This window comes from Streptosporangium sp. NPDC053982, from assembly GCF_055585205.1.
The window spans coordinates 422235-449046 of record NZ_JBVJKQ010000005.1 but is presented as its reverse complement, the minus strand read 5'-3'; the positions used below and the strand labels follow the sequence as shown (position 1 = coordinate 449046).

The 26812-nt window shown below is 73.1% G+C and carries 20 protein-coding genes and 1 rRNA gene; 7 read left to right on the top strand and 14 right to left on the bottom strand.

All coding sequences use genetic code 11. The annotated features are described in order from the left end of the window. Window positions 1–92, top strand: a 5S ribosomal RNA gene (gene rrf, locus ACZ6W9_RS11680); the annotation flags it as partial. Between the two features lie 419 nt (window positions 93–511). Here rrf and ACZ6W9_RS11675 read toward each other — a convergent pair. The 5 genes from ACZ6W9_RS11675 to ACZ6W9_RS11655 form a co-directional block, all read right to left on the bottom strand. Beyond that, window positions 512–1555, bottom strand: coding sequence for a serine hydrolase domain-containing protein (locus tag ACZ6W9_RS11675; protein WP_470117567.1), 1044 nt, complete (start codon window positions 1553–1555; stop codon window positions 512–514). A 131-nt stretch (window positions 1556–1686) separates the two neighbouring features. Continuing rightward, entirely contained in the window at window positions 1687–3276 is a 1590-nt protein-coding gene (mctP, locus tag ACZ6W9_RS11670) for a monocarboxylate uptake permease MctP (protein ID WP_470117565.1), read from the bottom strand. A 4-nt stretch (window positions 3277–3280) separates the two neighbouring features. Further along, the gene (locus ACZ6W9_RS11665) at window positions 3281–3496 is read right to left on the bottom strand and encodes a DUF3311 domain-containing protein (RefSeq protein ID WP_389967574.1); all 216 of its coding nucleotides are present in this window, start codon (window positions 3494–3496) and stop codon (window positions 3281–3283) included. A 338-nt stretch (window positions 3497–3834) separates the two neighbouring features. Then, window positions 3835–3966, bottom strand: a complete 132-nt coding sequence (locus ACZ6W9_RS11660) for an SDR family oxidoreductase (protein ID WP_470117563.1) — start codon at window positions 3964–3966, stop codon at window positions 3835–3837. A gap of 120 nt (window positions 3967–4086) precedes the next feature. Continuing rightward, complete coding sequence (locus ACZ6W9_RS11655) at window positions 4087–5634, bottom strand: golvesin C-terminal-like domain-containing protein (RefSeq protein WP_470117561.1); 1548 nt, start codon at window positions 5632–5634, stop codon at window positions 4087–4089. Between the two features lie 250 nt (window positions 5635–5884). Between ACZ6W9_RS11655 and ACZ6W9_RS11650 the strand changes: the two genes are divergently transcribed. The 3 genes from ACZ6W9_RS11650 to ACZ6W9_RS11640 all read left to right on the top strand — a co-directional run bounded on the left by ACZ6W9_RS11650 (window position 5885) and on the right by ACZ6W9_RS11640 (window position 9827). Further along, a complete protein-coding gene (locus ACZ6W9_RS11650; protein ID WP_470117559.1) occupies window positions 5885–7927 on the top strand; it encodes a family 10 glycosylhydrolase in 2043 nt (680 codons plus the stop codon). 228 nt (window positions 7928–8155) lie between these two features. Beyond that, window positions 8156–9094 carry a universal stress protein gene (locus tag ACZ6W9_RS11645; protein ID WP_470117557.1) on the top strand — a complete coding sequence of 313 codons (939 nt, stop codon included), beginning with the start codon at window positions 8156–8158 and terminating at the stop codon, window positions 9092–9094. A gap of 16 nt (window positions 9095–9110) precedes the next feature. Then, window positions 9111–9827 carry a CBS domain-containing protein gene (locus tag ACZ6W9_RS11640; RefSeq protein WP_470117555.1) on the top strand — a complete coding sequence of 239 codons (717 nt, stop codon included), beginning with the start codon at window positions 9111–9113 and terminating at the stop codon, window positions 9825–9827. Window positions 9828–9959: 132 nt separating this feature from the next. On the opposite strand, the gene ACZ6W9_RS11635 is transcribed toward ACZ6W9_RS11640, so the two are convergent. After that, entirely contained in the window at window positions 9960–10661 is a 702-nt protein-coding gene (locus ACZ6W9_RS11635) for a CBS domain-containing protein (protein ID WP_470117553.1), read from the bottom strand. Between the two features lie 171 nt (window positions 10662–10832). On the opposite strand from ACZ6W9_RS11635, the gene ACZ6W9_RS11630 reads away from it, so the two are divergent. Beyond that, a complete protein-coding gene (locus ACZ6W9_RS11630; protein WP_389967588.1) occupies window positions 10833–12680 on the top strand; it encodes a GAF domain-containing sensor histidine kinase in 1848 nt (615 codons plus the stop codon). Between the two features lie 138 nt (window positions 12681–12818). Here ACZ6W9_RS11630 and ACZ6W9_RS11625 read toward each other — a convergent pair whose 3' ends face one another. The 5 genes from ACZ6W9_RS11625 to ACZ6W9_RS11605 form a co-directional block, all read right to left on the bottom strand. Next, window positions 12819–13226: a pyridoxamine 5'-phosphate oxidase family protein gene (locus tag ACZ6W9_RS11625; protein ID WP_389967590.1), complete on the bottom strand. Its 408-nt coding sequence runs from the start codon at window positions 13224–13226 to the stop codon at window positions 12819–12821. 177 nt (window positions 13227–13403) lie between these two features. Further along, window positions 13404–14030 carry a CBS domain-containing protein gene (locus tag ACZ6W9_RS11620; RefSeq protein ID WP_389967592.1) on the bottom strand — a complete coding sequence of 209 codons (627 nt, stop codon included), beginning with the start codon at window positions 14028–14030 and terminating at the stop codon, window positions 13404–13406. Window positions 14031–14316: 286 nt separating this feature from the next. Next, the gene (locus ACZ6W9_RS11615) at window positions 14317–15078 is read right to left on the bottom strand and encodes an HAD family hydrolase (protein ID WP_470117550.1); all 762 of its coding nucleotides are present in this window, start codon (window positions 15076–15078) and stop codon (window positions 14317–14319) included. Next, entirely contained in the window at window positions 15075–15776 is a 702-nt protein-coding gene (locus tag ACZ6W9_RS11610) for a GNAT family N-acetyltransferase (protein ID WP_389967596.1), read from the bottom strand. Before ACZ6W9_RS11610 ends, ACZ6W9_RS11615 begins: the two co-directional genes overlap by 4 nt. Beyond that, window positions 15773–17266, bottom strand: a complete 1494-nt coding sequence (locus tag ACZ6W9_RS11605; protein ID WP_389967598.1) for a bifunctional aminoglycoside phosphotransferase/ATP-binding protein — start codon at window positions 17264–17266, stop codon at window positions 15773–15775. Before ACZ6W9_RS11605 ends, ACZ6W9_RS11610 begins: the two co-directional genes overlap by 4 nt. A gap of 349 nt (window positions 17267–17615) precedes the next feature. Between ACZ6W9_RS11605 and ACZ6W9_RS11600 the strand changes: the two genes are divergently transcribed. After that, a complete protein-coding gene (locus tag ACZ6W9_RS11600; RefSeq protein ID WP_470117547.1) occupies window positions 17616–20729 on the top strand; it encodes a glycosyl hydrolase family 65 domain-containing protein in 3114 nt (1037 codons plus the stop codon). Beyond that, entirely contained in the window at window positions 20729–21613 is an 885-nt protein-coding gene (locus tag ACZ6W9_RS11595) for a universal stress protein (protein WP_470117545.1), read from the top strand. The genes ACZ6W9_RS11600 and ACZ6W9_RS11595 overlap by 1 nt, the downstream gene beginning before the upstream one ends. A gap of 149 nt (window positions 21614–21762) precedes the next feature. Here the strand turns inward: ACZ6W9_RS11595 and fbp are convergent, their stop codons facing one another. The 3 genes from fbp to ACZ6W9_RS11580 all read right to left on the bottom strand — a co-directional run bounded on the left by fbp (window position 21763) and on the right by ACZ6W9_RS11580 (window position 26434). Next, the gene (fbp, locus tag ACZ6W9_RS11590; RefSeq protein ID WP_389967604.1) at window positions 21763–22902 is read right to left on the bottom strand and encodes a fructose-1,6-bisphosphate aldolase/phosphatase; all 1140 of its coding nucleotides are present in this window, start codon (window positions 22900–22902) and stop codon (window positions 21763–21765) included. 266 nt (window positions 22903–23168) lie between these two features. Then, the gene (locus ACZ6W9_RS11585; protein WP_389967605.1) at window positions 23169–24152 is read right to left on the bottom strand and encodes a DUF2804 domain-containing protein; all 984 of its coding nucleotides are present in this window, start codon (window positions 24150–24152) and stop codon (window positions 23169–23171) included. A gap of 224 nt (window positions 24153–24376) precedes the next feature. After that, entirely contained in the window at window positions 24377–26434 is a 2058-nt protein-coding gene (locus ACZ6W9_RS11580) for a glycoside hydrolase family 44 protein (protein ID WP_470117542.1), read from the bottom strand. Window positions 26435–26812 lie beyond the last annotated feature (378 nt).

Here is a 26812-nt window from a genome sequence, read left to right as displayed (position 1 = left end):
CACCCGGTTACATTCCGAACCCGGAAGTTAAGCTCTTCAGCGCCGATGGTACTGCACCGGGGACGGTGTGGGAGAGTAGGTCGCCGCCGGACAATCTTTCATGAAAGGGCTGTTCTCTGGCTTCGTCAGAGAACGGCCCTTTTCGTGTTTCCCGGCTTTCCGGCCTGGAATCGCCTCCCGGAGGCGGTTGCGGGATGGGGGCCGTTCGGAAGCGATTCCGGCATTCTCTGGGAATGGCCGGTCGGATGCCGAGAAGTACCACGGATTATGGCTTGAGCGGGATCCGTGAGTGCCGCCGACCCGGCGGATCGACGCCTAGGGATGCCCGACGATCGAGGGCATCCGCGGTCGGCTCCTCGACAATCCGCCGGCGGCGGAACCGGGCCTCGGGTTGTTGCCTGTCGAACCGCGAGCCACAGGTGAGTTCATTGGTCATTGCGGATTGACTGTCGGCCAGGGATCTTTCGACCATCCAGGCCATCGTCGCGCTGACGGCTTCCGAAGCCGACCGCTACCGGCACATCAGTTTCCGCGCCTGTGAGACGACCCCGCCGTGGTCGGAGTGGTTGAGCTGGATGACCACCTGGCGGCGGCCGTCCTCGCTGCTCATGGCGACCCCGGAATAGCCGTGGATCAGTCCCGAGTGACTCCACGCGCGAATGCCGCACGGCAGTTCTTCGGGGAAGATTCCCAGCCCTCCGTGGTCCGTCATCGCCTTTCCCTCGGGCAGGGAGCGGGTGAACAACGCCCGATAGAAGGCCGCCACGTCCCGTGCGGTCGACACCAGTCCTCCGGCCGACCAGAAGATGGAGGAGCTCACCCGCGTCGCCCCCTGGTCGTCGCCGTAGCGGGCTCGGGCGAGCCGGTGCGGCAGAAGATCATCGGTTAGGTCGGTGGCGCGCAGCGCCAGCGGCTCGGTGATCCGTGAGCGGACCACCTGACCGTACGGCCGTCCGGTGGTCTTCTCGATGATGAGTCCGAGCAGAATGAAGTTGCTGTTCGAGTAGTGGTGGACCCCTCGCTGGGAGGGTTTTCCGGCATAGCCCAGCAGCGCCCGGGGCGGCCAGTTCCGGGTGTGCCGGCCATCCTTCGTGATGATGGTCGAGAAACGGGGATCGGTCAGGTAGTCCGGGATGCCGCTGGTGTGGGAGAGCAGCTGCTTCACCGTCACGCCGTCGGCGCCGGGTACGACGCCGGGGAGCAGTTTCCCCAGCGTGTCCTCCAGCGAGAGTTCGCGTTCCCGGACGAGTTGGAGGACGACGGCGGCGGTGAAGGTCTTGGTGATGCTCGCGATCCGGAAACGGTGGTCGGGCCGCATCGGAACGCCTGCGGCGGCGTCCGCGAAACCCGCGGCGGCCTCCCGGGTCACGCCGGCGTCGTGGACGTGGACCACGGCCCCCGGTGCGCCACGCGTCACCAGGTCGTCGGCGGCGGCCTGGACGGCGAGGGCGAGGTCGGACCGTGGCGGTCCGGCGGCGGGGGCGGAGGAGGCCGGAGGGGCGGGGGAACACGCGGTCAGGACGACGGCCAACGACATCACCCCCAGTCGGTTCACGCGTCTCCGGCCATCCGTTCCGCCGCCCCTTTCCCGCACCATGATCGTGACAGTACAGGGACGGTTCCCGTGCGGTAAGACCACGGCGGCCCGCTCCGGCCCTCGCCGGGAGGGCGGGAGCGGGCCGGTTCTCAATGGGTGAGGTCGAGTTCCTTGACGCGGGGGTCGCCCTCGTCGGCGAAGTAGTGGTCGGGCTGGGTGACGTCGTTGCCCTCGGCCATCTTGGCGCCCCGGGCGATGAACGTGCCGATGACGGCGACGGCCAGGTTGATGAGGAGGGCCAGGATGCCCGCGTAGACGGTCATCTTGGTGTCGAAGCCCAGCTTCGACAGCGGGAACGCCGATCCGGCGAAGTGCATCTTGCCGGTGGCCGGGTTGGAGATGTTGTAGAGCATGATCATCCCGGCCGCCATGCCGGCGATCCAGCCGGCGATCAGGCCGCTCCGGTGGAGCCAGCGGGTGTAGAGGCCGAGCGCCACCGCCGGAAGGGTCTGCAGGATGATGACGCCGCCGATGAGCTGTAGGTCGATGGAGAAGCCGGTGTCCAGGAACAGGATGCACAGCACCGCGCCGACCTTGACGAGCAGCGAAGTGATCTTCGAGACTCGGGCCTCGTCGGCGTCGGTGGCGTCCCGCTTCAGGTACTCGCGGTAGATGTTGCGGGTGAACAGGTTCGCGGCCGCGATCGACATGATCGCGGCGGGGACCAGCGCGCCGATGCCGACGGCGGCGTAGGCGACGCCGGCGAACCAGTCGGGGAACATCTTGTCGAAGAGCTGCGGGACGATCGTGTTGTTGTCGGTGCCGATGGGCTTGACCCCGGCGGCGATGGCCATGTAGCCGAGCAGCGCGATCAGGCCGAGCAGCAGGCTGTAGGCGGGCAGTGCGGACATGTTCCGCTTGATCACGTTGCGGTTCTTGGACGCCAGCACGCCGGTGACGCTGTGCGGGTAGAGGAACAGCGCGAGCGCCGAGCCCAGGGCCAGCGTGACGTACTGGAGCTGGTTGCTGGCGTTGAGGAGGATGCCGTCGCCGGGTGCCGGGGAGGCGGCGAACTTCTCCTGGGCCTTGCCGAAGATCACATCCCAGCCGCCCAGCTTCGCCGGGATGACGATGATCGCGACGATGATCACAAGGTAGATCAGCGTGTCCTTGACGAAGGCGATCAACGCCGGGGCGCGCAGGCCCGACTGGTAGGTGTAGGCGGCCAGGATGGCGAACGCGATGATGATCGGCAGGTGGCCGGTCACGCCCATCGTCTTGAGGACGGCCTCGATGCCGACGAGTTGCAGCGCGATGTAGGGCATCGTCGCGATGATGCCGGTGATGGCGATCAGCAGCGCGAGCGTGGGGGAGTCGAACCGCGCCCGGACGAAGTCCGCCGGGGTGACGAAGCCGTGGACGTGCGAGACCGACCAGAGCCGGATCAGCACGAGGAACACGATGGGGTAGACCACGATCGTGTACGGCACGGCGAAGAAGCCGGTGGCCCCGGCTCCCCACAGCAGCGCCGGCACCGCGACGAAGGTGTAGGCGGTGTAGAGGTCGCCGCCGACGAGGAACCAGGTGATCCACGAGCCGAAGCTCCGGCCCCCCAGCCCCCACTCGTCGAGCGTCGCGAGGTCCTTGGGGCGGCGCCAGCGGGCGGCCACGAAGCCCATGGCGCTGACCAGCAGGAACAGGAAGGTGAAGATGATGATCTCAGTCAGGTGCTCGCTCATCGGTTCACCGCTTCCGCTTGGTCATCTGGTAGACGATCGTGGTGCAGGTGACGCCGACCAGGATGAAAGCGAGCTGGAGCCAGTAGAAACGAGGGAAGCCGAAGAGCCGGGGCCCGTCGGCGTTGAAGAGGAATGGCAACAAAGGAAGGATGATCGGTACAATCAACAGCCAGTTCCACGGACTGCGATCGCTGCGATCCTTTCCGGGAGTGGTCAACACGTCTCCTAGGGCTGAAGAGGGGCCGGCGGGACGGCCGGTCCCTTCGGCTGAGCGGCAGCGTAATTACCGGGCCGGTCCGCTGCGATCATTCAGCGCCGAGCGGGCAGGTCGGCGCGGCGAGCGGCGGTTCCGATGGTCATCGCCCCCGCCACCTGCGGCGGCGATGGCGCGGCCCGCCTGGGTGAGCCCGTTCGGCGATGCAGTCACACCGGTCGCCGCATTGCGCACCGCGCCTCCTTGACACGGTTGCCCACGCCTTGCGAAGACGCCCGCCGTTCTCGTGAGAAGGACGCCTCGCTTCGGCCTTCGGAGAGGGAATCGTTCGTCCTTGCCGGGGTTCAGGCCCGGGCGCCGCCGTCGACCCGCAGGACGGTGCCGGTCACGAAGGAGGAGCGGTCGCTCAGCAGCCAGGCGGCGGCCTCGGCGATCTCGGCCAGGTCGGCCCCGCGGCGCAGCGGGGTCTGCCACATGAGTCGGCATCCGGTACGGCGGATGCCGGGACCGGTGCCCGGCCGGTCGCCGGGCACGAGGACGGCTCGCGCCTCCGCGGAGGCGCGAGCCGTACCCGGTGCCGGACGGTGCGTCCGGGGTCAGACCTTGGTGATGCGGACGGCGTCGGCGATGACGTAGCCGGTGCCGGAGGTCCAGCGGCTGACGCCGACGACGTTGTAGGTGCCGGCGTTGAGGGAGAAGGTGCCGATGCTCTTCCAGGCTCCGCCGCCGGAGCGCTGGTCGACGTAGAGGGTCTGGTTACCGCCGGAGGCGGCCACGATGTACGGCGCCGAGCTGTTGTAGCCCGCGTCCGCCGGGTACCACACCTCGACCTTGTACGTCCCGGCGCTGGGGATGCTCGCCTGGTACCAGGCCGGGTCGCTGGAGGCGACGGGGTTGGCGTACCGGTAGTCGGTGCCGTAGCGCTGGCCGGAGTAGGTGGAGGTGCCCCAGTTGGCGCTGGCGGTGAACTTCCCGGCGGTGGTGTTGTCCACGGTGGCCGACCACGGGGTGCCGCCGCCGCTGCCGGTCACGTACTGCATGTACTTGGTCCAGTTCCAGTACGTGCCGGGGTCGGTGTGCGTGGCGCCGGGCACCTCGTTGTGCCCGATGATGTGGGAGCGGTCCTTGGGGATGCCGTACTTGTCGCAGATGGCGCGGGTCAGCGCGGCCGAGGAGCGGTACATCGCGTCGGTGAACCAGGAGGCGTCGCTGACGTAGCCTTCATGCTCGATGCCGACGGACCGGGTGTTGTAGGTCCAGTTCCCGGCGTGCCAGGCGACGTCCTTCTCGCGGACCATCTGGGTGACGGCGCCGTCGGAGGAGCGGACCACGTAGTGCGCCGAGACCTGGGCGCTGGAGTTCTGGAACCACGAGATCGTGCCGGCGTACGAGCCCTGGGTCACGTGGATGACGACCCGGTCGATGGCGTAGCTCGACGGGCGGCTGGAGGCGGTGTAGTTGCTGGAACTGGCGGCCACCCAGGACGCGGCCGGGTAGTCGGCGCTGGCGGCCAGCGAGTTGACCGGCGCGTTGAGGTCCGCTGCCTTGGCGTACTCGCCGCGGTCGGCGGTGACCTCCTGCGGGGCGACCTTGACCTTGGGTGTGTCGATGCCGGTGCCGAGGAAGTTGTAGACGGTGTCGGCGTACAACCGGGCGACCTCCGGGGTGGAGGCGTTGCCGTACTTGGCGACGGCGCCGTACCAGCGGCCGGCGTCCTTGCGGGCGGCGTCGTCGAGGCCCAGCTCGTCGGCGTAGGACCGCAGCACCGCGGCGCCGCCGAGGATGTTGGCGGTGTCGTCCCTGCGCAGCGTCCTGGCGGGCTGGCCGGTGATCTGGGCGGCCTTTTCCAGGCTGTGCGCGGCGGGGCTGCTGACCAGGTGCATCACGCCGTAGCCGCCGCTCGCGCTCGGCGCGCCGCCGTGCCCGTCGAGGTGGGTCTCGGAGTAGGCGAGCGCGACGAGCAGGTCGCGCGGGACGTCGTAGGTGGCGGCGGCGCGGGTGAACGCGGCGGCCATGGGCCCCTCGGACGCGGCCGGCGCGGGTGGGGTGGGCGGCGCGGCGAACGCCGGATGGCCTCCGAAGATCAGGAGGGCGGAGAGTAAGCCGGCGGCTGCGGCGGCTGACCGGGCACGGGCGAGCGTCATGATCGCTCCTTGATCGGGGGGTGCCAACGGCTGCACAGTACGGCTTTCATCTGACAAATGTCGATAATTGACATTACTTCCGAGTTAGAAGAAGATTTCCGTCTTTGTGGGCCGCTCGGTTCATCCGGATCCGGCCTCGCTTCATTTGGCGCGTTCCAAATTCTCCGAAGGCGTCCCGCTCGTCTCCCGTCATACGGAGAGTGGTGAAGACTATTGCGCTTTGGTGGGATTGGTCTGAAACTTCTTTTCTGTGACGACGCCTCGAGCGGGCCGGAAGCGGCGGCTCGCCGCCCTCGGTCGCATTGCCGCGACGACCCTCGCCTTCGCCCTCGCCCTCACCCCCACGACCACCGCCATCGCCGCCGCCACCGCGGGCGCCCCGCGGACGGCGCACGCGGCCACCGCCCTCGCCGCCTGCGCCACCGACCCGGCGACTCCGAAACGCCAGCTCCGCGCGATGTGGGTGGCCAGCGTGGCCAACATCGACTGGCCGAGCAGGACCGGTCTGAGCGTCTCGGCGCAGCAGGCCGAGTTCCGTGCCTGGCTGGACCTGGCGGTGCAGAAGCACATGAACGCCGTCGTCGTGCAGATCCGGCCGACGGCCGACGCGTTCTGGCCCTCGCCGTACGAGCCCTGGTCGCAGTGGCTGACCGGAACCCAGGGCGGGAACCCCGGCTACGACCCCCTGGCGTTCATGGTCGGTGAGGCGCACGCCCGGAACCTGGAGTTCCACGCCTGGTTCAACCCGTACCGGATCGCCAACCACGACGATCCCACCCGCCTGGTGTCCACCCACCCCGCCCGTCAGCACCCCGACTGGCGATTCGCCTACGGCGGCAAGCTCTACTACAACCCGGGGATCCCGGTGGTCCGCGACTTCATCGAGGACGCCGTCATGGACGCCGTCACCGGGTACGACATCGACGGCGTGCACCTCGACGACTACTTCTACCCCTATCCGGTCAGCGGCGAGACGATTCCCGACGCGGCCGCCTACGCCCAGTACGGCGGCGGCTTCGCGAGCATCGCCGACTGGCGCCGCGACAACGTCAACCTCCTGGTCAAGGAGCTGGACCAGCGGATCCACGCGGCCAAGTCGTGGGTGAGGTTCGGCGTCAGCCCGTTCGGCATCTGGCGCAACGCCTCGACCGATCCGCAGGGCTCGCAGACCTCCGGCATGCAGTCCTACGACGCCATCTACGCCGACACCCGGCTGTGGGTGAAGCAGGGCTGGGTCGACTACATCGCGCCGCAGATCTACTGGAACATCGGCTACAACGTGGCCGACTACCAGACGCTCACCGCCTGGTGGGCGGGCACGGTCCGGGGCACGGGCGTCCAGCTGTTCGTCGGCCAGGCCGCCTACCGGGCCGGGGCGTCCGGTGAGAGCGCGGCCTGGCAGCGGCCCGCCGAGCTCAGCGACCACCTCACCTACAACCGCCGGCACCCCGAGGTGCTCGGTGACGTCTTCTTCAGCGCCAAGGACATCAGGGCCGACCGGATCGGCGCCGTCTCCACGCTCGTGGCCGCCCACTACTCGAAGCCGGCCCTGCTGCCCGCGTACGGCGCCGGCGCCGCGCCGGCCGTGCCCTCGATCACCTCGGCCACCCAGGGGACCGGCGGGGTCGCGCTGTCGTGGCAGCGCGGCGGCACCGGCACCCCGGCCTCGTACGCGGTCTACCGGGTGGACGGCTCCCAGGGCGCGGCCGACCCGTGCTTCTTCGCCGACGCCCGAAACCTGGTCGCCACCACCCGCGCCACGTCCTTCACCGACACCGGCGCGGCGGCCGGCTCCACCTACACCTACTACGTGACCGCCCTGGACCGCCTGCACGCCGAGAGCGGCCCCAGCACGGGCAAGGTGGTCACCGGAGGCGGGTCCGGCCAGTTCAGCGTGATCGTCGACAACTCCGGCCCCGGGTTCACCGCGAGCGCCTCCTGGGGCACCTCCGCCTACTCCGGCCAGCGGTACGGGGCCGACTACCGGTTCGCCTCCCCGGTCGCGGCGAGCGACGTGGCCTGGTTCCGGGCGGCCGTCCCCAGCGCGGGGACGTACAGGGTCGAGGTGTGGTACCCGGCGGACGCGGGCTACAACAGCTCGGCGCCGTACATCGTGGCCGCCTCCGGCGGTAACCAGACCCTCTACGTCGACCAGCGCTCCGGCGGCGGAGCCTGGAAGAGCATCGGCACCTTCTCCCTCAACGCCGGCACCTACAACGTCGTCGGCGTCAGCCGCTGGACCTCCGGCACCGGCTACGTCATCGCCGACGCCGTCCGCATCACCAAAGTCTGAGGAACCCGCCCTGGCCGTGAGGAACGGTGACCGAGGAGCGCCGACCGGGGGGTGAGCGGGGCGAGGCGGCGGGCGGCCGGTGAGGGGGCCGCCCGCACCGGGGAACGGGGTGAGACGGCGCGGTCGCCCGCGCGGGCGGGGATGAGGGCGGAAGGTCCCACGCCGGTGGGACCTTCCGCCCTGCCGTTCCGGGAGACCCTCTCCCGACCATGGGAGGGGGTGAGAAGGATGACCGAGACCCGCGAGGTGGTCGTCGGCTACGACGGCTCGGACTTCTCCATGCAGGCCCTGGAGTGGGCGATGGACGAGGCGGAACTGCGGCAGCTGCCGCTGAGGGTGGCCCACGCCTGGCGCTGGCCGTACGGCCAGGCCGAGGAGGAGGTCAAGCTCCACCTGCGCAAGGCGGCCGAGCACGTGCTGTACCACGGCGCCGACTGCGCCCGCTCATGCAGCAGTTCGATCACCGAGGTGACCGCCGACCTGTACGAGGGGTCCGCCGCCGAGCGGCTGGTGGAGCTGTCGGCCCGCGCCGAACTGGTCGTGGTCGGTTCGCGCGGCATGGGAGCGCTGGCCAGGACGGTCCTGGGGTCGGTCGCCGGCTACGTCGCGGCGCACGCGTGCTGCCCGGTGGTCGTGGTGCGCGGTCCCGGCCCCATCCCCGTGCCGCTGCACCGTGGGGCCGTGGTCCTGGGCATGGCCGCGGACACGCGCGACGAGGCGATCGGGTTCGCCTTCGGCGAGGCGGACGTCCGGCAGCTCAGCCTGGTGGCGGTGCGGGGCGGCCCCCTCCAGCCGATGCCGTGGCTGTCGCAGGGGCCGCCGATGCCGGAGCCGGGGATCGTCGCGAAGACGGCCGAGGGGGAGATGATCGAGCGGCTGCGGCCGTGGCAGATCCGGTACCCGGAGGTGGCCGTCCGGGTCCACGGCGTCACCGGGCCGCCGAAGGACGTCCTGGCGGACCTCTCCAGGGAGGCGAGCCTGATGGTGGTCGGCGGGGCGCGCGGGCACGGGCGGCTGGGTTCGGTCACCAGATCGATCCTCCAGCGCAGTGCCTGCGCCGTCGCGGTCGTCCCCGCGCCGGTCCTCTCGGAAGAGGACGTGGCCCCCGCCGGGAGCGCGCGGACCGAGGCCGCGCGGAGCGGGGACGCGCGGGCCGCGGCGGACTAGGTCAGAAGGAGAGACCATGGTCATGCGGGTGAGGGACGTCATGGGCAGGGTGGCCATCGCGGTCCAGCGTGACGCGACGTTCGCCGATCTCGTCGCGACCATGCGCCGTTTCAAGGTGGACGCCGTCGCGGTGGTCAACGCCGACGGCCGCCCGGTCGGCACGGTGTCGGAGGACGATCTGCTGCCCGGCGGGACGGACCTTCCGTACGGCGAGGGCGGACCGCACGGCGGGCCCGCGGGCGGCGGGCGGAGCCCGGACCACCAGAAGATCATGGAGATGACCGCCGAGGAGCTCATGACCAGCCCGGCGCCCACGGTCGTGGGGGAGACCCCGGTCAGGGAGGCGGCCCGCCTGATGCACGTCAACGGGGTCAGGCAGCTACCGGTGATCGACGCCGTCAGCGGGCGGATCGCCGGGACCGTGCACCAGGCCGACCTGCTGAGGATCTTCGCCAGACGGGCGCCGGAGGTCCTGGCCGACGTGGCGGCGGCCGTGGCCCGGCTGCGGCTGGACCCCCGTACGCTCACGATCTCGGTGGACGCCGGCGTGGTGCGCATCCAGGGGCGGCTGGCCAGGCGGTCGCAGATCGCCCGCCTGGCCGAGGCCGCGCGGCAGGCGGACGGCGTCGTGGACCTGCGGATCGACGTCACCTACGACCACGACGACCTGACCGGCGAAACGGCGGACCACCCGGCGGAGGCCGCCCTGGCGAGGACGGCCACGGAGGACTGAGGGCGGATCCCGGAGGACCCCCTGCGGAGCCCGGATGGCCACCGGCCGCCTCAAGGCCCACCCGCCGTTCCAAGGTTCACCCGCCGTTCCAGGGCTTCCGGCCGTTCCTGGACCTACGGGCCGTTCCGGGGCCTATCGGCCGCTCCAGGCCGGCGTGTCGTCCAGGGTCCATCGCAGCTCGTCCACCACGTCGACCACCCCGTTGACCCGCTGGACCATCCGTACCGCCAGCCGGGCGTCGCTGCGCCGGTGCATGCGCCCGGTCAGGGTGACGACGCCCTGGTGGACCGTGACGGAGGCGGTGCTGGGCTCGGCCCACAGGGTGCGGTCGAGGATGTCCCGGCGCACCTCCTCCGCGATGTCGGCGTCATCACGGACGAAGACCTTCAGCAGGTCGTGGCGGCTGACGATGCCCTGGAGGACGCCCTCGGCGTCCACCACGGGCAGCCTCTTGATCCCGTGCTCCTCCATCAGCCGCATCGCCGAGACGATCGAGGCATGCGCCCGCACGGTGACCGCCGGAGCCGTCATCAGCTCGGCGGCGGTGTCGCCCCGGGCCTTCGACCGGCCGTCCCCGCCCTTGGCGCTCAGACGATCACGCAGCCGGGAGCGCAGCGGCGGCTGGTAGCCCTCGCGGTAGTAGCGCTCCCTGAACTCCTCCTTGCGCAGCAGATCCTCCTCCGAGACGACGCCGACGGCGTGCCCCTCGGCGTCCACCACGGGGACCGCGCTCACGCCGTGGGCGATGAGCACCTCCGCCACGTCCTTGAACGGGGTGCAGCCGTTGACCGACGCCACCTCGGTGGTCATGACGTCCTTGACCTTCGCGTGCATACCGGACCTCCTCCGGGCTTCCCGTGCCGCCCGCATCTCTCATCACACCGCCGCGAGGGCCGCCGGGCAGTGGCCGGAGGTCCTCAACGGCGGGGACCTTCGGCCACCGCCGGAGGAGCCGCTGCGCAGCAGAGTGGGTGCGATGCGCATTTCGTGGGGAAACTCATATGTATGGCAGATGTTGAGCCATATGCCCTAACTCCGCACATGCGGCTGGACGAGCTGCTGGCGGAGCTGCAGGTGCGGCTGGAGGCGGTGCTGGCCACCCGCGACCGCATGCAGGCCCTGCTGAACGCCGTGGTGTCGGTGGGCAGCGACCTGGATCTGGAGACGGTGCTGCGGCGGATCGTGGAGACCGCCACCACCCTGGTCGACGCCCGCTACGGCGCGCTGGGCGTCATCGGGGAGGAGGACACGCTCGTGCAGTTCCTCCCGGTGGGACTGAGCGAGGAGGAGATCGCCCGGATCGAGCACTGGCCGCACGGCCTGGGCCTGCTGGGCCTGCTCATCAAGGATCCGTGCCCGGTACGGCTGGCGAACATCGCCGACCACTCCGAGTCCTACGGCTTCCCGCCCGGCCACCCGCCGATGGGCTCCTTCCTGGGGGTGCCGGTACGGATCCGCGAGGAGGTGTTCGGCAACCTCTACCTCACCGAGAAGCGCGGCGGCGGGGAGTTCGACGAGGAGGACGAGGCGATCGTGGTGGCCCTGGCCACCGCGGCCGGCGTCGCCATCGAGAACGCCCGCCTGTACGAGGAGACCCGCCGCCGGGAGGTCTGGCTGCAGGCCTCCTCCGACGTCACCACGGCCCTGCTGTCGGGCGCCGAGCCCACCGAGGTGCTCACGCTGATCGCCGGGCGGGCGCGGCGGATGGCGGGCGCCGACGCGGTGGCGGTGCTGCTGCCGGACGGCGACGGCCGGCGGCTGCGGGTGGTCATCGCGGAGGGTCCCGGCATCGTCCCGGATGCGCCGGCCGCCTCGGATGCTTCGGACGCCGCGGACGGCGGCCGGGGCGCACCGGAGGCACCGGAGACATCGGAAGCCCCGGGAGCACCGGAGGCGTCGGGAGCGCCGGGCGAGTGCGACGGCCCCGCGGACGGACGGCTGTGCCCGAAGGTGGGCGCCTTCGCCCTCGTGACCGGATCGCTGGCCGGGCAGGCGTTCGCCTCCGGCGAGCCGTTCATGGTGACCGGCCCCGTCGGCGGCTTCCCGCCGGGCACGGCCGACCCGGCGGCGCCCGGACCGGCCGCGGCGGTGCCGATCGGCGCGGCCGGCACGGCGCGCGGGGTGCTGTCGCTGGCCAAGCGCCCCGGCCGCATCCCGTTCAGCCAGGTCGAGTTGCGCACCCTGCACGCCTTCGCCGGGCAGGCGGCGATCGCGCTGGAACTGGCCGAGAGCCGTATCCACGCCGAGCGCCTCAGCCTGCTGGAGGACCGCGACCGCATCGCCAAGGACCTGCACGACGTGGTCATCCAGCGCCTGTTCGCGGTCGCGATGACGCTGATGAGCGCGGTGCCGCTGATCGAGCGGCCGCAGGCCGGAACCCGGGTGCAGAACGCCATCGACGAACTCGACAACACCATCCGGCAGATCCGCTCCACCATCTTCGCCCTGCAGAGCCCCGACGGCGGCGACACCGGAGGGCTGCGCGGGCGGATCACCGCGCTGGTCGAGGACGCCGGAGCACACCTGGGCTTCCAGCCCGCCCTGACCATGGACGGCCCTCTGGACACCGGGGTCCCACCCGAGATCGGCGACCACCTGCTGGCCGTGCTGCGCGAGGCGCTGTCCAACGTGGTCCGCCACGCGAAGGCCACCCGCGTCGGAGTGCGCGCCGGGCTCGCCGGGGACCGGCTGACCCTCCTCGTCGAGGACGACGGCGTCGGCCTGCCCGCCGACGGCCGCCGCAGCGGACTGCGCAACCTGCGGGAACGCGCCGACCGGCTCGGCGGCGTCTTCCGCGCCGACGCCCCGCCCGGCGGCGGCACCCGGCTCACCTGGAGCGTTCCGCTGGGCTGAGCCCGGTGCGGAACGCGGGCCGGTGGGCCCCACAGCCTTACGGACGCTCCCCTCGCAGGTCGCGCCGGCCGTACGGACGACCTGCGACGTTCGGGCTCCTCGGCCGGACGCCCGCCGGTGCGCCCTCCGGCGGCGCCGCTAGCGGCGGAGGCGCCGGCCGGAGATCCGTTCGATGCGGAGCACGATGAAGTGGTCCCCGCAGCCCGCGGCCCACGCCGTCAGCGGCAGCCCGGTCAGCCGGGTGACCTCCTCGGGATCATGGACGGCCCGGGTCCGCCCCACGGCGGTGACCGACCAGCCGGTGCGGGCGTCGGTGTCGAAGTCGTCCGCCTCGAACGCCACCACGGTGTCCCGGGTGGCGGCGGCCACCTTGGAGGAGGAATCTGTGCAGATCACGATTTTTCCGCCATCGACGCAGAAGTCGACCGGCTCGACCGCGGGAAGGGCCCGGTCGGTGAAGACGATCCTGCCGATCGGGGCCGACGACAGCAGCTTCATGCACTCCTCCCGGGAGAGCGCGTGCGGCCGGATCGAGTCGATGTCCATACCTGAAGCTTCGTCGAGGGAGGTCCCGGCGGTTGAGGGGAGAAGGTCCCCTTCTCGCGGACCATGGCCCCGCGCCGTACGGACCTTCGGTCCCATGCTCCCGTGTCGTACGGATCTCCGGTCCCACAGTCCCGTGTCGTACGGACCTCCGGTTCCGCGGCCCTCCCGGGGACGGGGTCAGAACCCCTGGCGGACGGGGACGTTGTCCCGCTCCCACAGCAGATCGTCGATCACCCCGACGACGCCGTCGACCCGCAGGGTCATCGTCAGGGCGGTCCGGGTGTCGCCGCGCAGGGTCATCGTGCCGCTCAGCGTCGCCATGCCGTTCCTGACGGAGACCCGCACCCGGGAGGTGTCCATCCACAGTGAACGGGTCAGGACGTCCTGGCGGATCTCGCGCTCGATGTCCCGGTCCGGCCGGACGAACGGCTTCAGCAGGTCGCGGCGGCTGACGATGCCCACCAGCCGGCCGAGGCGGTCCACCACCGGCAGCCGCCTGACGTGGTGGTCGCGCATCAGGCGGCAGGCGTCCGCCAGCGTCGCGGCCTCCGGGACGGTGATCGCGGGGGAGGACATCAGCCGCCGGGCGAGATCGCACCGGCTCGGGCGGCGGACGCCGTCGCCGGGCGCGGTCCCCGGTGGGCCCTCCGGCTCCTCGCGCAGCAGGTCGGACGCGGAGACGACACCGGTCACGCGGCCCTCGCCGTCCAGCACCGGCACGGCGCCGACCGCGTGGGCGACGAACACGGCGGCGATCTGCTTGAAGCAGGCGTCCTCACGGACCGAGACCACCTTCCGGGTCATGACGTTTCCGACGTTGACGCACATCGTGCCTCCAGCCTCCCCCGGCGGGGAGGGCGAAGGGCCCGGCCCGCACGTGTGAGGCGACGGTACGGGCGGCGCGTCACCGGGAACCGGCTCGCCTCACATCCAGAAGGGTGGGCGCGCGGACGGCGGGCCTCTAGAGGCTAAATGCCCTTTTCGCTAGGGCATGTCGGCCCTGTCTGGTGGACGGCGCGGAAACGGCCTGTGACGTCGGACGGCGTGGACGGCGCGGAAACCGCCCGTGCCGTCGCCGTGACGTCCGCGGTCAGGAGGCCGCCGGAGGCTCCGGAGCGGCCCGGTGACCGATGAGGTGAAGCTCCGCCAGGTCGCCGACGACGATGTCGGCCCCGGCGGCCCGCAGCGCCTCTCCCCGGCCGCGCCGGTCCACGCCGATGACCGGCTCGAACCCGCCCCGCCGTCCGGCCCGCACCCCGGCGAGGGAGTCCTCCACGACGGCCGCCTCACCCGGCTCCACGCCCAGCCGCCACGCCGCCTCCAGGAAGAGCGCGGGGTCCGGTTTGCCGGGAAGGCCCAGCCGGGCGGCCTCGACGCCGCCGACCCGGACATCGAACAGGTCCGCCATGCCGGCCGCGCGCAGCACCTCCGCGCAGTTGCGGCTCGCCGAGACGGCCGCGACACGCACTCCGCGGCGCCGCAGTCCGGTGACGAGCGCGACGGCCGCGGGGAAGGGGGCGACGCCGTACCGGTGGATCGCGGCCAGGAAGGCCGCGTCCTTGCGGGAGGCGAGCGCCGCGACCACGTTCGTCTCCGGCGAGATCCCCCGGGACCGCAGGAGGTCCCGGACGCCGTCGGCGCGAGGTTTGCCGTCGACGTGCAGCAGGTACTCCGCGTCCGCGTCGAACGGCCGGAACGGCGCGCCGTGCCGCCGGGCGCGCTCGCCGAGGAAGGCGTCGAAGACCTCCTTCCACGCCGCGGCGTGGATCACGGCCGTGTCGGTCAGCACCCCGTCGGTGTCGAAGATCACCGCCGCGATCCGCCCGGCGTCCAGCACGGGGCGGGACGTCACGGCGCTCCGTCCCGCGCGGGGTGATCGGGCGATCCGGCCCGTCCTTCGTGCCCGGGACGCCTGCCGTCCCGCCGGACGCGCCCGGCGGGCCCGGCCCCGTGGCGGCGCCGCTCGGTCGCGTCCGCCAGCGCGGCGACGGCCCGCAGGTCGATCCGGACCCGCACCTCGCCGCCGGTGAACTCGCGGGTCACCGGCAGGCCGAGATCGTCCAGGACGATCAGCATCATCCGGTTGACGGGCAGCACGTCGGCCACCAGCTCGGCCACGCCCAGGCCGGCGGCATCGATCGCCAGACGCTCCAGCAGGAGCGTGCCGAGACCGCGGCCGTGCACGCGGTCGTCGATGAGCACGGCGACGTCGGCGTCGCTGAGATCCTCCGCCGGGACGTGCTCCGCGATCCCGACGACCCGCCCGCCCAGGACGGCGACGAACGCGCGTCCCCGGTGGCCGGGGGCGGTCAGGCGTTCCACGTGCAGGTGCGCCGTGGCCCGCCCGCCGGCGAAGAACCGCAGGTAGGCGGACTCCTCCGAGGTCCGTTCCACCAGGTCGTGCAGGGCCGCGCGGTCCCGGCCCCGCAGCGGCCTGATGTGGACGGTCTCCCCGTCGCGCAGCGGCGCGTCGTACCCGGGCGACCCGCTTCCGGTGTCGTCCGGCGCGGCCTGCCGGGGTCCGCCGTGTCCGGTCGGAGCCTCGCTCATCCCGGCTCCAGGAGAGGGCGATGGAACCGTACGGAGGACGGCTCCCAGACGGGGCGGACCACCGCCAGCGCCTGTTCGAGCGACCGCTCCAGCGGGACGCCGGTGTCGATCTCGGCCGCGCCGGGCCACGGCGCGGCCCGCGCCGCCAGCTCCGCCGCGATCTCCGGACCGGCGTCCGAGATCCCCCCGGTACGGCTCGCGAGCCGGTCGGCGACCACCTGGGACGGGGCGGTGCAGCGCAGCTCGAACAACTCGCTGGACGCGCCGTCGGCGACCGCTCCGGCCGCCGTCCGGTGCGCGGCGTCGGTCCAGGAGGCGTCGAGGACGACCGGCTCGCCGTTCCGCAGCAGCCTGCCGGCCCGCGACAGCAGCTCGCCGTAGGCGCGCTCGGTGTGCTCCCGGTCGTAGACGCCCTCGCCGAACGGGGCGGCGGCGGACCGCTCGGGGGTGACGCCGGCCAGCTCCTTGCGGACGCGGTCGCTGCTCAGCAGCGTCACGCCGAGCCGGTCGGCGAGGGCCGCGGCCAGCGTCGACTTGCCGGTGCCGGGCGTCCCGCCGACGAGGATCAGCGGAACCGCTCCGGCCCGCAGGTGGCGCAGCGTGAGATCGGCGAGCTCGCGGGCCCGCGGCGCCGCGCCCGGCTCGTGCTGGGCGTGCCGCAGGCAGGCCACCTTGGCGCGGACGAAGGCCCGGTAGGCGACATAGTGGTGCCACAGCGCGGGCGGGGCGGGGTCGCCGGAGAACTCGGTGTACCAGTGCAGGAACAGCTCGGCGGCCCGGGGCGCGCCCAGCCGCTCCAGGTCCATGGCGAGGAAGGCCGCGTCGTCCAGGCCGTCGAGGAAACGCAGCCGCTCGTCGAACTCCAGGCAGTCGAGGATCCGGGGCCCGTCGTCCAGGCAGAAGACGTCCTCGGCGAGCAGGTCGCCGTGGCCGTCCACGATGCGGCCGCCGGCGACGCGGGCGGCGAACAGGGGGCCGCGGCCGTCGAGGAAGCGCAGCGCGCTCCGTTCGATCCCGTCCAGCACCGGGGCGTCGACGACCCGCTCCGGCAGGGCCCGGACCTGCTCGAAGCTCGCGGTCCACCGCGAGCGCAGCGCTGCCACGCCGCCCTCCTGGTCGATCCGCGGGGAACGGCGGGCACGGCCGTGCAGGCCGGCGAGCACCCGGGCGATCCGGCGCAGGTGATCGTCGACCGGCTCGCCCGTCCGGACCAACGCCGACAGCCGCCGCTGCTCGGGCATGCGCCGCATCACGACGAGATGCTCGCAGACCCGGCCGTCGGGGCCGACCACGTCGGCGACCCCCTCGTAGACGTCCGGGGCCAGCCGCCGGTTGAGGTCCACCTCCTCCCGGCAGACGGCCCGCCGCGCCTCGAGGGAGGTGAAGTCGAGGAAGCCGAGGTCCACCGGCTTCTTCAGCTTGACGGCGCGATCCCCCAGAAGGATCACGACGCCGGAGTGCGTCTCCCTGACCTGCGCCCACGGTTCCATCGATCACGCCTCCGCGTCCCGGTCCGGCCGTACGGCCGGCGCCGCCCGCCCCCGCGTGGCGGGCGGACGTCCCCGATGCCGGTCCCCTACCCGCAGCCGCGGCTCCCGACGCGGCCGGGAGACGCTCAGGAGTGGGAAAACCGCAGGTGAGGGGTGCCAGAACGGGTAAGCATCAGGAAACAGGATCCGGTGGGCGCCCGGAACGGGGAACCGCCCGCACGCCCCGGCCGGGGCCGGCGGGGTCCGGTGCGCGCTCGGGGACGGGACCGGGCATGATCGGGAGACCCGAGCGGGCGCCGGACGGGGAGCGGGACCCGCGGGCGGCCCGGATCCGGCACGGAAGGAACCGATGGACGTTTCGGATCACCGGCTGGGGGACCGCGTGTTCGCGGCGGTGGTGCTCGGCTGGCGCGCGACCGGGGTGCCGTCGGGCGCCTCCGCCGCGCCGTTCCGCCGCCGCGTGACGGCGCTCTGCGCCGCCGGTCTCGACGTCGCGGTGCTCGCCGGAGAGCCGCCGGAGGCGGTGGACGGGCTGCTGCGCGCCCGGCCGGCCGGCCCCGGACGCCTGTGGCTGTGCGCGGGCCCGGAGGCGGAGCCGTACGAGGTGGGCGAGGCGGGACTCCGGCCCGTCCCTTCATGGGAAGGCGCCGGGGCCGGCGTATGGGACGCGACGGGGCCTGCCGGTCGTCCCGGGGAGAGGGCGGCGGGCCCGCTCCGGGGCGGGATCCGGTCCGTGAGCCGTACCGGGGCAGGGTCCGCAGGCCGTATCGGGGGCGGGGCGCGGGGGCTGCGGACGGCGCTGGCGCTGCTGGCGGAGCGCGGGATCGGCCCAGGAGCGGTCCTGGTGATCGGCGACCGGTTCGCGGCGCCCGGCCGCCCGGACGCGATCGCCTCCGTCCCGGAGGCCGCGCGGGCGACGCTGGTGGCGGTCGGCCCCGGACTCCGCCCGGCGGCGGGGCCGGGCACGGGTGACCCGGCTGAGGGTGTGCTGTTCCTGGAGGGCGGGCCGGACGAGGGTGTGCTGTTCCCGGAGGGCGGGCCGGCCGAGGATGTTCCGCTCCAGGAGGGCGGTCCGGACGCGGGCGTCCTGTTCCTGGAGGGCGGTCCGGACGCGGTGCTCGCCGTCCTCGACCGGCAGGTACGGCTGAGGCGGCGCCGGCGGGTCCCCCTGGTGGACGACGATCCGGCGTGGACGATCCGGGAGACCGGCCGGGACCCGGCGCGGAACCGGGTGACCGAGACGCTGCTCACCCTCGGCGCCGGCGGGTTCGCGACCCGCGGATCGGTCGAGGAGGCCGTCCCCGGCTCGCACCCCCTGGTGCTCGCCATGGGGATCTACACCGGCGTGGGGTCCGGACAGCACCTGCTGGCCGGGCCCCGTTGGACCGGGCTGGTCCTGCTCCCGCCGCCCGAGGAGGACCTCCGCCTGCTCGACCTGCGCAGCGGCCTGATGGCGAGGGAGGAGACCGGCCGGACACCGCCGGTCCGCACGCTGCGGCTGGCGTGCGTGAACCGTCCCGGGGTGGTGGCGATGCGCGCCGAGGCCGGGATCGGGCGGCTGCGCCCCGGGCCGCCGCTGCGGCTGCCCGCCGAGGGGCAGGGCACCGAGGGACGGCACGGCGGCCGCGACTGGGCGCGGGTGACCGGCGCCGTCGGCTGGGCGGCCGGGGACACCGGGTTCGATACGGCCGGGAGCGGCCTGGACGTCTGGGACACCGGGAGCGCCGGAGGCTCCGTGGGCGGCACGGGCCCCGGAGGCGTCGTCGCCCTTTCCTCGCAGCGCGTGGGCCGCGACGGCGGGGTGCGCACCGTGGAACGGATCGCCGCCTACACGGCCGACCCCGTCCGCCGCCCGGTGCCGCACGACGCCGCCGGGGCGCTGGAGGCGGCAGAGCGGCTCGGGTTCGACCGGCTGCTCGTCGAGCAGCGGGAGGCGTGGGCCGGGCGGTGGGCGGCGGTGAACGTCAGCATCCCGGACGACCCCGCCGCGCAGCTCGCCGTACGGTTCGCCCTCTTCCAGCTCTGGACCAACGCCGACCGGCTCGCGGGCGGCGGGCTCGGAGGCGGCGCGGAGCACGGGGGCCGCGCGGAGCCGGGGTACGGAGGCCGCGCGGGGCCGCCCCCGGCCGCCGGCGGCGGATACGGCGAGGCGGCGGCCGGAGCCGGTGGGCCCGGCGCGGCGGGCATCGACGACGAGTACGGCGAGGCGGCGGTCGGCGCCCGGGGACTGTCGGGCGGAGCCTACGGCGGCCACGTCTTCTGGGACGCCGACGTGTTCGTGCTGCCCGCCCTGGTGAGCATGCATCCCGCCGCCGCCCGGGCCATGGTCGCCTACCGCCTGGGCCGTCTGGGGCCGGCGCGGGCGCGGGCCGCCACGCTGGGCTGCGCGGGGGCGCGCTTCCCCTGGGAGTCCGCCGCAACCGGAGACGACGTGACCCCCGCGATCGGGCACCTGGGCGGGGAGGCCATCGGCATCCTCACCGGGCGGCTGGAGGAGCACATCACCGCCGACGTCGCCTGGGCGGCGGTCCACTACGCCCGCTGGAGCGGGGAGGACGGCTTCCTGACGGGCCCGGCCCGGCCCCTGCTGGCCGAGACCGCCCGCTACTGGACGTCCCGCTGCCGGACGGACCGCGACGGCCGGGCGCACATCGACCGGGTGATCGGCCCCGACGAGTACCACGAGGGGGTGACCGACAACGCGTTCACCAACGTGATGGCCCGGTGGAACCTGCGGCGGGCGGCCCGCCTCGCCGGCCCGGGATGCGCCGAGGCCGGACGGTGGCTCACCCTCGCCGGCCGCCTGGTGGACGGCCACGACCCCGTCACGGGCCTGTACGAGCAGTTCGCGGGCTACTTCCGGCTGGAACCGCTGACCATGGCAGAGGTCGCCACCCCGCCGGTCGCCGCCGACCTGCTGCTCGGCCGCGAGCGGGTGGCCGCCACCCAGATCATCAAGCAGCCCGACGTCCTCATGCTGCACCACATGGTCCCCGAGGAGGTCGAGGCCGGCTCGCTCCCGGCGAACCTGGACTTCTACGGCCCCCGCACCGCGCACGGCTCCTCGCTCTCCCCGGCGATCATGGCGTCCCTGCTCGCCCGGGCGGGCCGCGCCGACGAGGCGCTGGCCCTGCTGCGCACCGCGCTGGTCCTCGACCTGGACGACCTGACCGGGACGACCGCCGACGGCCTGCACCTGGCCACGCTCGGCGGCGTCTGGCAGGCGATGCTCACCGGGTTCGCCGGGGCCCGTGTCAGCGGCGGCGTCCTCCGCCTGGACCCCGTCCTCCCCGCCGCGTGGGGCGGCCTCGGCCTGCGGTTCCGCTGCCTGGGGCGGCGGGTGCGGCTGGACGTCACACGCGAGACGGTCACCGTGCGGACCGACGGGCCACTGCGGATACGGCTGGGCGACGGCGATCCGCGCCCGGTGGACGGCTCCGCGTGCCTGCGGGGTGAGGACTGATGAACGGGCCGTCCGCGGGGGCGGGACCCGGAGGCGCGCGGCGCGGGCCGGCCGCCGAGGCGGGGGAGCGGAGCACGGGGCGCGGATCGGTCACCGCGCCGGGGGCGCGGGGCACGCGGCGCGGACCGGTCGCCGGGGGGGTGACGTCCGGTGCGCGGCACGTGCTGGCCGTCGTCCACGACCCGGGGGCGGAGGCGGCCGTGGTCGACGCGGCCGGGGCGGTGGCGACGCTCCTGGGCGCCGACGTCCGGGCGTTCCGCCTCGCCGCGGAGTCCGGCGCCGGGGAGACGGTCGCGGCGGTGCTGCACGAGCTGGAACGGCCGGACGTCCTCGCGGGCGTCCTCGCCGGTGACGGCGGTGACCGGTCGGGGACGTGGGCCGTGGTGCGGCGGGCCGGCAAACCGGTCGTGCTGCTGCCGCCCCGGCGACCCGTGGCCGCGCCGCCGGTGGCGGGTCCGGTGGCGGGTCCGGTGGCGGCCCGGAAGGCCATCTCCCGGGTGCTGTTGCCGCTGGACGGTTCGGCCGAGGCGGCGGCGGCCGTGACCGGGGCGGCCGGGCTGTTCGCCCGCACCGGCGCGGACCTGGTGGTCCTGCACGTCTTCGACGAGGCGACCGTCCCCCGTTTCTGGGACCAGGCCGCGCACGAGCGCCGGGCGTGGGAGGAGGAGTTCCTGGCCCGGCACTGCGCGCACCCCGGGGTGCGGATGGAACTGCGCAGCGGGGTCGCCGGGGAGCAGGTGGTGGACGTGGCGGCCACCGAGCACGTCGACCTCATCGCCCTGGGCTGGTCCCAGCGCGCCGAGGCGGGAAGAGCGCGGACCGTCCGCCGTACGGTGGCCGGGGCGGGCGTGCCGGTCATGCTGATCCCGGTACCGCGGCCGTAGGTCGCTCGGTGACGGAGGGACGGGAAGGCCCCGCCCCGGGGCTCCGGGCCCGGGACGGGTTCCTCATCGTTCGCGACGGCTGGTCCCGGACGCCGCCCGGGGCCCGCCGCCGTGCGGGTCACCGTACGGCGGCGGCGACGGCACGCGGGTCACGGCACCGGAGACGGGGTCGGCGGGGCCGGGGTCGCGACCTCGGTGGTCATCGGCGTCCAGCGGTTCGCCAGCCGCCGCGACAGGACGGACATGGTGGTGTACTCCAGGTCCTCGAGCGGCAGGCGGTGCGGTTCGAACGGGCCGTGCCGGCGCAGGTAGTCCATGACCTCGCCCGCCTGCTGCCGGGCCCGGTCGAAGGCCGGGTCGTCGAACATGTCGCGCGGGCCGATCAGCTTGCCGCCGCGGATCTGGAAGCCCAGGCAGACCACGCGCGGCGGGCCGTCGAACCGGGACGGGTGGGCGTGCTCGACCGGGACCGGCATGAACGGCGCGTGGTGGGAGCCGCGCATGCAGCCGGCGACCGTGTACGGGAAGGCGAAGGGCTCCAGCGCCTCGCCGACCGCGGGCAGCCCCGACTGGCAGCGGATGATCATCACCGGGTCGTCCTTGCCGACGTACTTGCCGGCGATGAGCGACAGTCGCTGGGTGCTCGTCGCCGCGGCCGTCTCGCCGAGGGTCTTGGAGCGGACCCCGTGGACGACGTAGCGGGCCGGTGCGCCGATGTACATGAGCATGTCGTAGATGTCGGCCGGGCAGTCGAAGACGATGCGCTTCTCCTCGTACAGGTCGTAGACCTCGAAGCCGAACCCGGCGTGCATCTTCTCGTCGATGACCAGGCCCGGGGTGTTGAACGGGTCGGCGAACATCTTGTACAGCGGGAGGTTCCACGCGCCCGGCTCGGTCTTGTCGGCCAGGAAGCACAGCACCGGCTCCGACGGGCGCTCCTCGAACTCCAGCTCGGCGTAGCCCGGTCCCATGCCCTTCAGGTTGCCCGAGAAGGCGTCCGACAGCAGGTCCTGGCCGGCGCCGTACAGGCGCAGCTCCTGGGCGATGCGGGTGGTGGCCCGGAAGGTGTCCCAGGCGAAGGAATGGATGAGACCCGCGTCCACGCCGTAGGTGTGGGTCATGATGAGTGAGATGTCGTCGCCGCAGGAGGCGACCCGGCCGTCGATGAGCAGCCCGGAGGCCGTCGCCCTGCCGAGCTCGCGCCTGGCCTCGGCCAGCATGTCCGGGTGCACGGCGGAGTGACCGACGAACCCCCCGGTGTCGGCCTTGATGACGCTCAAAGTGATCATGGTGATGCCTCCCCCTGGCTTCTCCCTGCACCCACCCTGTGCCGGGCCTTCTCGCCGCCGGTAGGGCAGGAGGTCCCGGGAGGGACGGGACTTCCGCACCTACTCGGCGGCGCCCGGGCGGCCACACGCTGGGACGACGCCCCCGGCGGCGTCCTCGAGGAGGAGGCCGGGATGACGTGGGAGCCCATCCGCAAGACCGGAGGCCGGGCCGTACGGGCCGACCTCGTGGACCACGGTGGAGCGGAGCCGGGGCCCGCCGGGCATCCTCACCAGCGCTGGCGGGCCTCCTCGGCCCAGCCGACCAGGCCGTCGAGATCGACCCGGTCGCCCTCGTCCGTCCGGACGCGGCCGGAGAAGCGGCCGAAACACTGGTGGGTCTCGCTGCCGACCACGCCCAGCTCGGTGCGTGAGACCCTCTCGTGGAACGGGTGGAAGACGACCTCCACCCCGGGACCGGTCATCCGCCAGGGCCGCGTCCAGTCGCGCCGGTCGTACACCCAGGTCAGCTCATCGCCGATCTTGTGCATCCGCCCGCCGGTGAACAGCGCGTTCTCCGTCGAACCGGTGCCGTCGGTCCACCTGCCGCCGAGCTGGATCGCCCGGCCCGGCGCGCAGCCCGCCGCCCAGTTCCAGGTGATCGAGTACGGCCAGCGGCCCCGGCCGTGGTCGAGCACGGCGAAGGAGGTCGCCTCGTCGAGGACGTGCCGGGCCTCTCCGACGGTCAGGGTGCCGCGCACCGGCCTGCCGAGGTCCTTGACCGTGTACTGGAACCTCCGGGGACTCCACGGGACGACCACGCCGAGCGACTCGTGCCCCTCGGGCAGCGGCACCTCCACGTCGAGCCGCACCCCGGGCGCGGCGGCCCGCAGCGACGTGCCCCCGGCGCGCTGGTCGATGTCGATGCGCAGCCCCGGGCCCCGCGCCGACACCCGGCCCTCACCGCAGCGGTCCGGGAACACCGCGCCGCGCGCCAGCGGCACGACCACGTCCTTGACGATCTCCTCGCCGGTCGCGCGGTCGAGCACGTAGACGCCGTGCACGCCCGCGTAGTCGAGGGAGGAGGCCACCACGCCGACGATGTGATCGGGGGTGACGACGCCCCAGTACTCCCAGCGCTTGGCCCGGCCCCAGCCGCGCAGGTTCGCGCGGTGCAGCGGACGCCTGCTCCATCCGACGGCGCCGGGGTTGAGCCGCCCGTCGGGCAGGCACAGATCGACGGGGGCGGTTATCTCCCGCTCATGGGTCGGCATGACGGGAGCTTAGCGACGCGCCGCCGGTACGCCCAGACCACGGCCCTCCCGTCAGCCGGTGCCCGCGCGGGCGGCCAGCGGGGCGTCCATCCCGTCCACCGGCCAGGCCGTGACGCCGTAGGAGGCCGCGCGGAGCGCCAGGTCGGTCTGGGCGTGCGACCTCGCCAGGGGGAGCCCGCCGCGGCCGGTACGGTCACCGGCCGCGGCGGGGGAGGGGAGAGGTGTCAGCCCGCCCGGCAGGGGGAGCCGTTGAGGGTGAAGGCGGTGGGCTTGGCGTTGGCGGTGCCGTTGAGGGAGGCCAGGAAGCCGAACTCGGCACTGCCGCCGCCCGCGGCGAGCGTGCCGTTCCAGGAGACGTTGGTCACGGTGACGGCGGCGCCGCTTTGGGCGTGGGTGCCGTTCCAGGACTGGGTGATCTTCTGCCCGTCGGCGAAGGTCCAGCCGGCCTTCCAGCCGTTGACCGGGGCGGTGCCGTTGTTGGTGACCTTGACGTTGCCCTGGAAACCGCCCTGCCACTGGTTCGTGACCGTGTAGGTCACGGTGCAGGAGGCGACCGGCGTCGGGGTCGGGGTGTCGTCGACCGTGGGCGTCGGGGTCGGGGTGGGGGTGGGGTCGGCGCCGCCCTTGGGGATGACGACCGTGCTGATGGAGTTGGCGGGGAACGTGCCGGTGTAGCCGTTCGCGCCGACCTGCTGGTCGGCGGCGCGCTGGATCGCGGTGAGGTTCGCGGCGCTGTAGCGGTAGGTCTGCGCGGTGGAGGAGCCGGTGCGGCCCTTGAGCGCGATGTCGCTGGTGAGGTCCTCGCCGGTCTTGTTGACCACGACGAGGGTCAGCGCCTTGTCGGAGGCGCGCTCGGCGGCGTAGACGGCGAGCTTGCCCTGGTCGGCGCTGGTGGCGGAGACCGCGGTCTCGCCGAACGCGCCGCCCTTGCCGTCGTAGTTGCGGTACATCCGGAACGCGTACGCGACCGGGTCGGTGCCCTTGGGCGCGGTCCACAGCGCGGCCAGGTCGAGCTTCTCCCTGCCGAAGATGCCCAGCACGTCGGCCTCGGCCAGCGCGCCGTTGATGTGGCCGTAGGCGCCCCAGCTGTACTCGGTCATGGCGACCTTGGTGCCCGGGTAGTGCTGGGCGACCAGCTCCCGCATCCGCGGGATCATCCGTACCGGCTGGTTGATCCAGCTCTCGTCCACGTAGGTGGAGTCCCACAGCTGGCGGGTGGAGCGCAGCCGCAGCGCCTGGGTGGCGGCGTCGCCGGCGTCGGTGGCGCTCACCCCGGACTGCTGCGGGTAGAGGTGGTTGTCGAAGTAGTCGAGGATTCGGACGCCGTTCTTGTCCTCGTAGGCATTCATCTGGTCGAGGTACCACGGGCCCAGGTCCTGCCCGCCGTGCGCCGCCTTGTCCGGCGGGTTGCTCCAGCAGCCGGTCCGGCCGCAGGTGTCCTGGTCCAGCCCGGAGAAGGTGATCGAGTTCAGGCCCCAGCCGACCGGGCCGAGGGTCTTGGCGCCCGGGTCGGCCTCCTTGACCGCCGCGGCGTATTCGTAGGTGCGGTCACGCAGCTCGTCGTAGCCCAGTCCCTTGGAGCGGACGTCCCGGTGGGTGGAGTGCCACAGGTCGGGCTCGTTGTCGAGCTCGTAGTACCTCACCCCGCCGTCGGCGGCGGCGCCGTACCTGCCCTTGAGGTGGGTGATCCAGTCCTTGACGTACTGCGGGCCGGCCTCGACGCTGGTGTCCTTCGGGTCGTTGCCGGTGATCAGGGTGCCGTCGGGCTTCTTGCCGTTGCCGCAGTCGGGGGCCCAGGGGTCGGTGGACTCCTGCGCGCCGTACTTGGCGACGCTGAACCCGCACGCCTTGGCCCGGTCCTTGGCCACCCAGCCGATCAGCGGCAGGGTCAGGATGGTCCGCGTGCCGGTGGCCCGGTTCTGCTCGACGAACCGGTCGGTTTCCGAGCCGTTCGGCAGGGTCGAGGGGTCGGGGTTGTCGTTGGGGATGTTCTCGAAGTACCAGTCGGAGGCCCGGTTGGTGGTGTCGTTGCGGAAGTTGTAGCGGGTGGTCGCGTTCCCGCCCCAGCGGTGGACCGGCAGCCGCAGGTCGCGGGCGAGCGCCTCGTCGGCGAAGTTCATGCCGTAGATGTCGGGGTTGATCGCGTACCGGCCGGAGGCCAGGTCCACGCTCAGCGCGGGGCCCGCGGCGGCGGCGCTGGCCAGGCCGGTCAGCTGCCCGAGCCCGAGGCCGGCGGCCAGCACCCCGGCCGCGGCCGACAGGAGCGCGTTTCTTTGACGCACGGTGAGTTTCCTTCCGATGCTGCGGCGGTCGTGAGCCCTCCTTATGGGAGCGCTCCCACGGGGAGGGTGGTCACCGTCCCGGCCGCTGTCAAGGAAACGCTTTCCGTACGGCGGGCAACGGCAGGTCGGCGCTGAAACTTTCCCGCGGGCGTCCGCCGCGCGAGGAGCGCGAGGAGGGCGGGGGCGTGAGGAACGCGAGGAGCGCAGGAATGTGAGGAGCGTGAGGGCCGCGAGGAGCGCAGGAATGTGAGGAGCGTGAGGGCCGCGAGGGGTGCAAGAACGTGAGAAGCGTGAGAAGTGCGAGGAACGGTAGAGAAGCGGCAAAAGTCCCATCGCGGTACTCCCATGGTGCCAGGGGGGCGAACCGGGCGGGTTCAT

Excerpts from the sequence above, each read along its gene's own strand:
- mctP (WP_470117565.1), bottom strand. The coding sequence starts at position 3,276 with ATGAGCGAGCACCTGACTGAGATCATCATCTTCACCTTCCTGTTCCTG.
- ACZ6W9_RS11660 (WP_470117563.1), bottom strand. The coding sequence starts at position 3,966 with ATGTGGCAGACCCCGCTGCGCCGCGGGGCCGACCTGGCCGAGATCGCC.
- fbp (WP_389967604.1), bottom strand. The coding sequence starts at position 22,902 with ATGATCACTTTGAGCGTCATCAAGGCCGACACCGGGGGGTTCGTCGGT.
- ACZ6W9_RS11610 (WP_389967596.1), bottom strand. The coding sequence starts at position 15,776 with ATGAGCGAGGCTCCGACCGGACACGGCGGACCCCGGCAGGCCGCGCCG.
- ACZ6W9_RS11600 (WP_470117547.1), top strand. The coding sequence starts at position 17,616 with ATGGACGTTTCGGATCACCGGCTGGGGGACCGCGTGTTCGCGGCGGTG.
- ACZ6W9_RS11635 (WP_470117553.1), bottom strand. The coding sequence starts at position 10,661 with ATGCACGCGAAGGTCAAGGACGTCATGACCACCGAGGTGGCGTCGGTC.
- ACZ6W9_RS11645 (WP_470117557.1), top strand. The coding sequence starts at position 8,156 with ATGACCGAGACCCGCGAGGTGGTCGTCGGCTACGACGGCTCGGACTTC.
- ACZ6W9_RS11585 (WP_389967605.1), bottom strand. The coding sequence starts at position 24,152 with ATGCCGACCCATGAGCGGGAGATAACCGCCCCCGTCGATCTGTGCCTG.
- ACZ6W9_RS11595 (WP_470117545.1), top strand. The coding sequence starts at position 20,729 with ATGAACGGGCCGTCCGCGGGGGCGGGACCCGGAGGCGCGCGGCGCGGG.
- ACZ6W9_RS11630 (WP_389967588.1), top strand. The coding sequence starts at position 10,833 with ATGGCAGATGTTGAGCCATATGCCCTAACTCCGCACATGCGGCTGGAC.
- ACZ6W9_RS11620 (WP_389967592.1), bottom strand. The coding sequence starts at position 14,030 with ATGACCCGGAAGGTGGTCTCGGTCCGTGAGGACGCCTGCTTCAAGCAG.
- ACZ6W9_RS11605 (WP_389967598.1), bottom strand. The coding sequence starts at position 17,266 with ATGGAACCGTGGGCGCAGGTCAGGGAGACGCACTCCGGCGTCGTGATC.
- ACZ6W9_RS11655 (WP_470117561.1), bottom strand. The coding sequence starts at position 5,634 with ATGACGCTCGCCCGTGCCCGGTCAGCCGCCGCAGCCGCCGGCTTACTC.
- ACZ6W9_RS11625 (WP_389967590.1), bottom strand. The coding sequence starts at position 13,226 with ATGGACATCGACTCGATCCGGCCGCACGCGCTCTCCCGGGAGGAGTGC.
- ACZ6W9_RS11640 (WP_470117555.1), top strand. The coding sequence starts at position 9,111 with ATGGTCATGCGGGTGAGGGACGTCATGGGCAGGGTGGCCATCGCGGTC.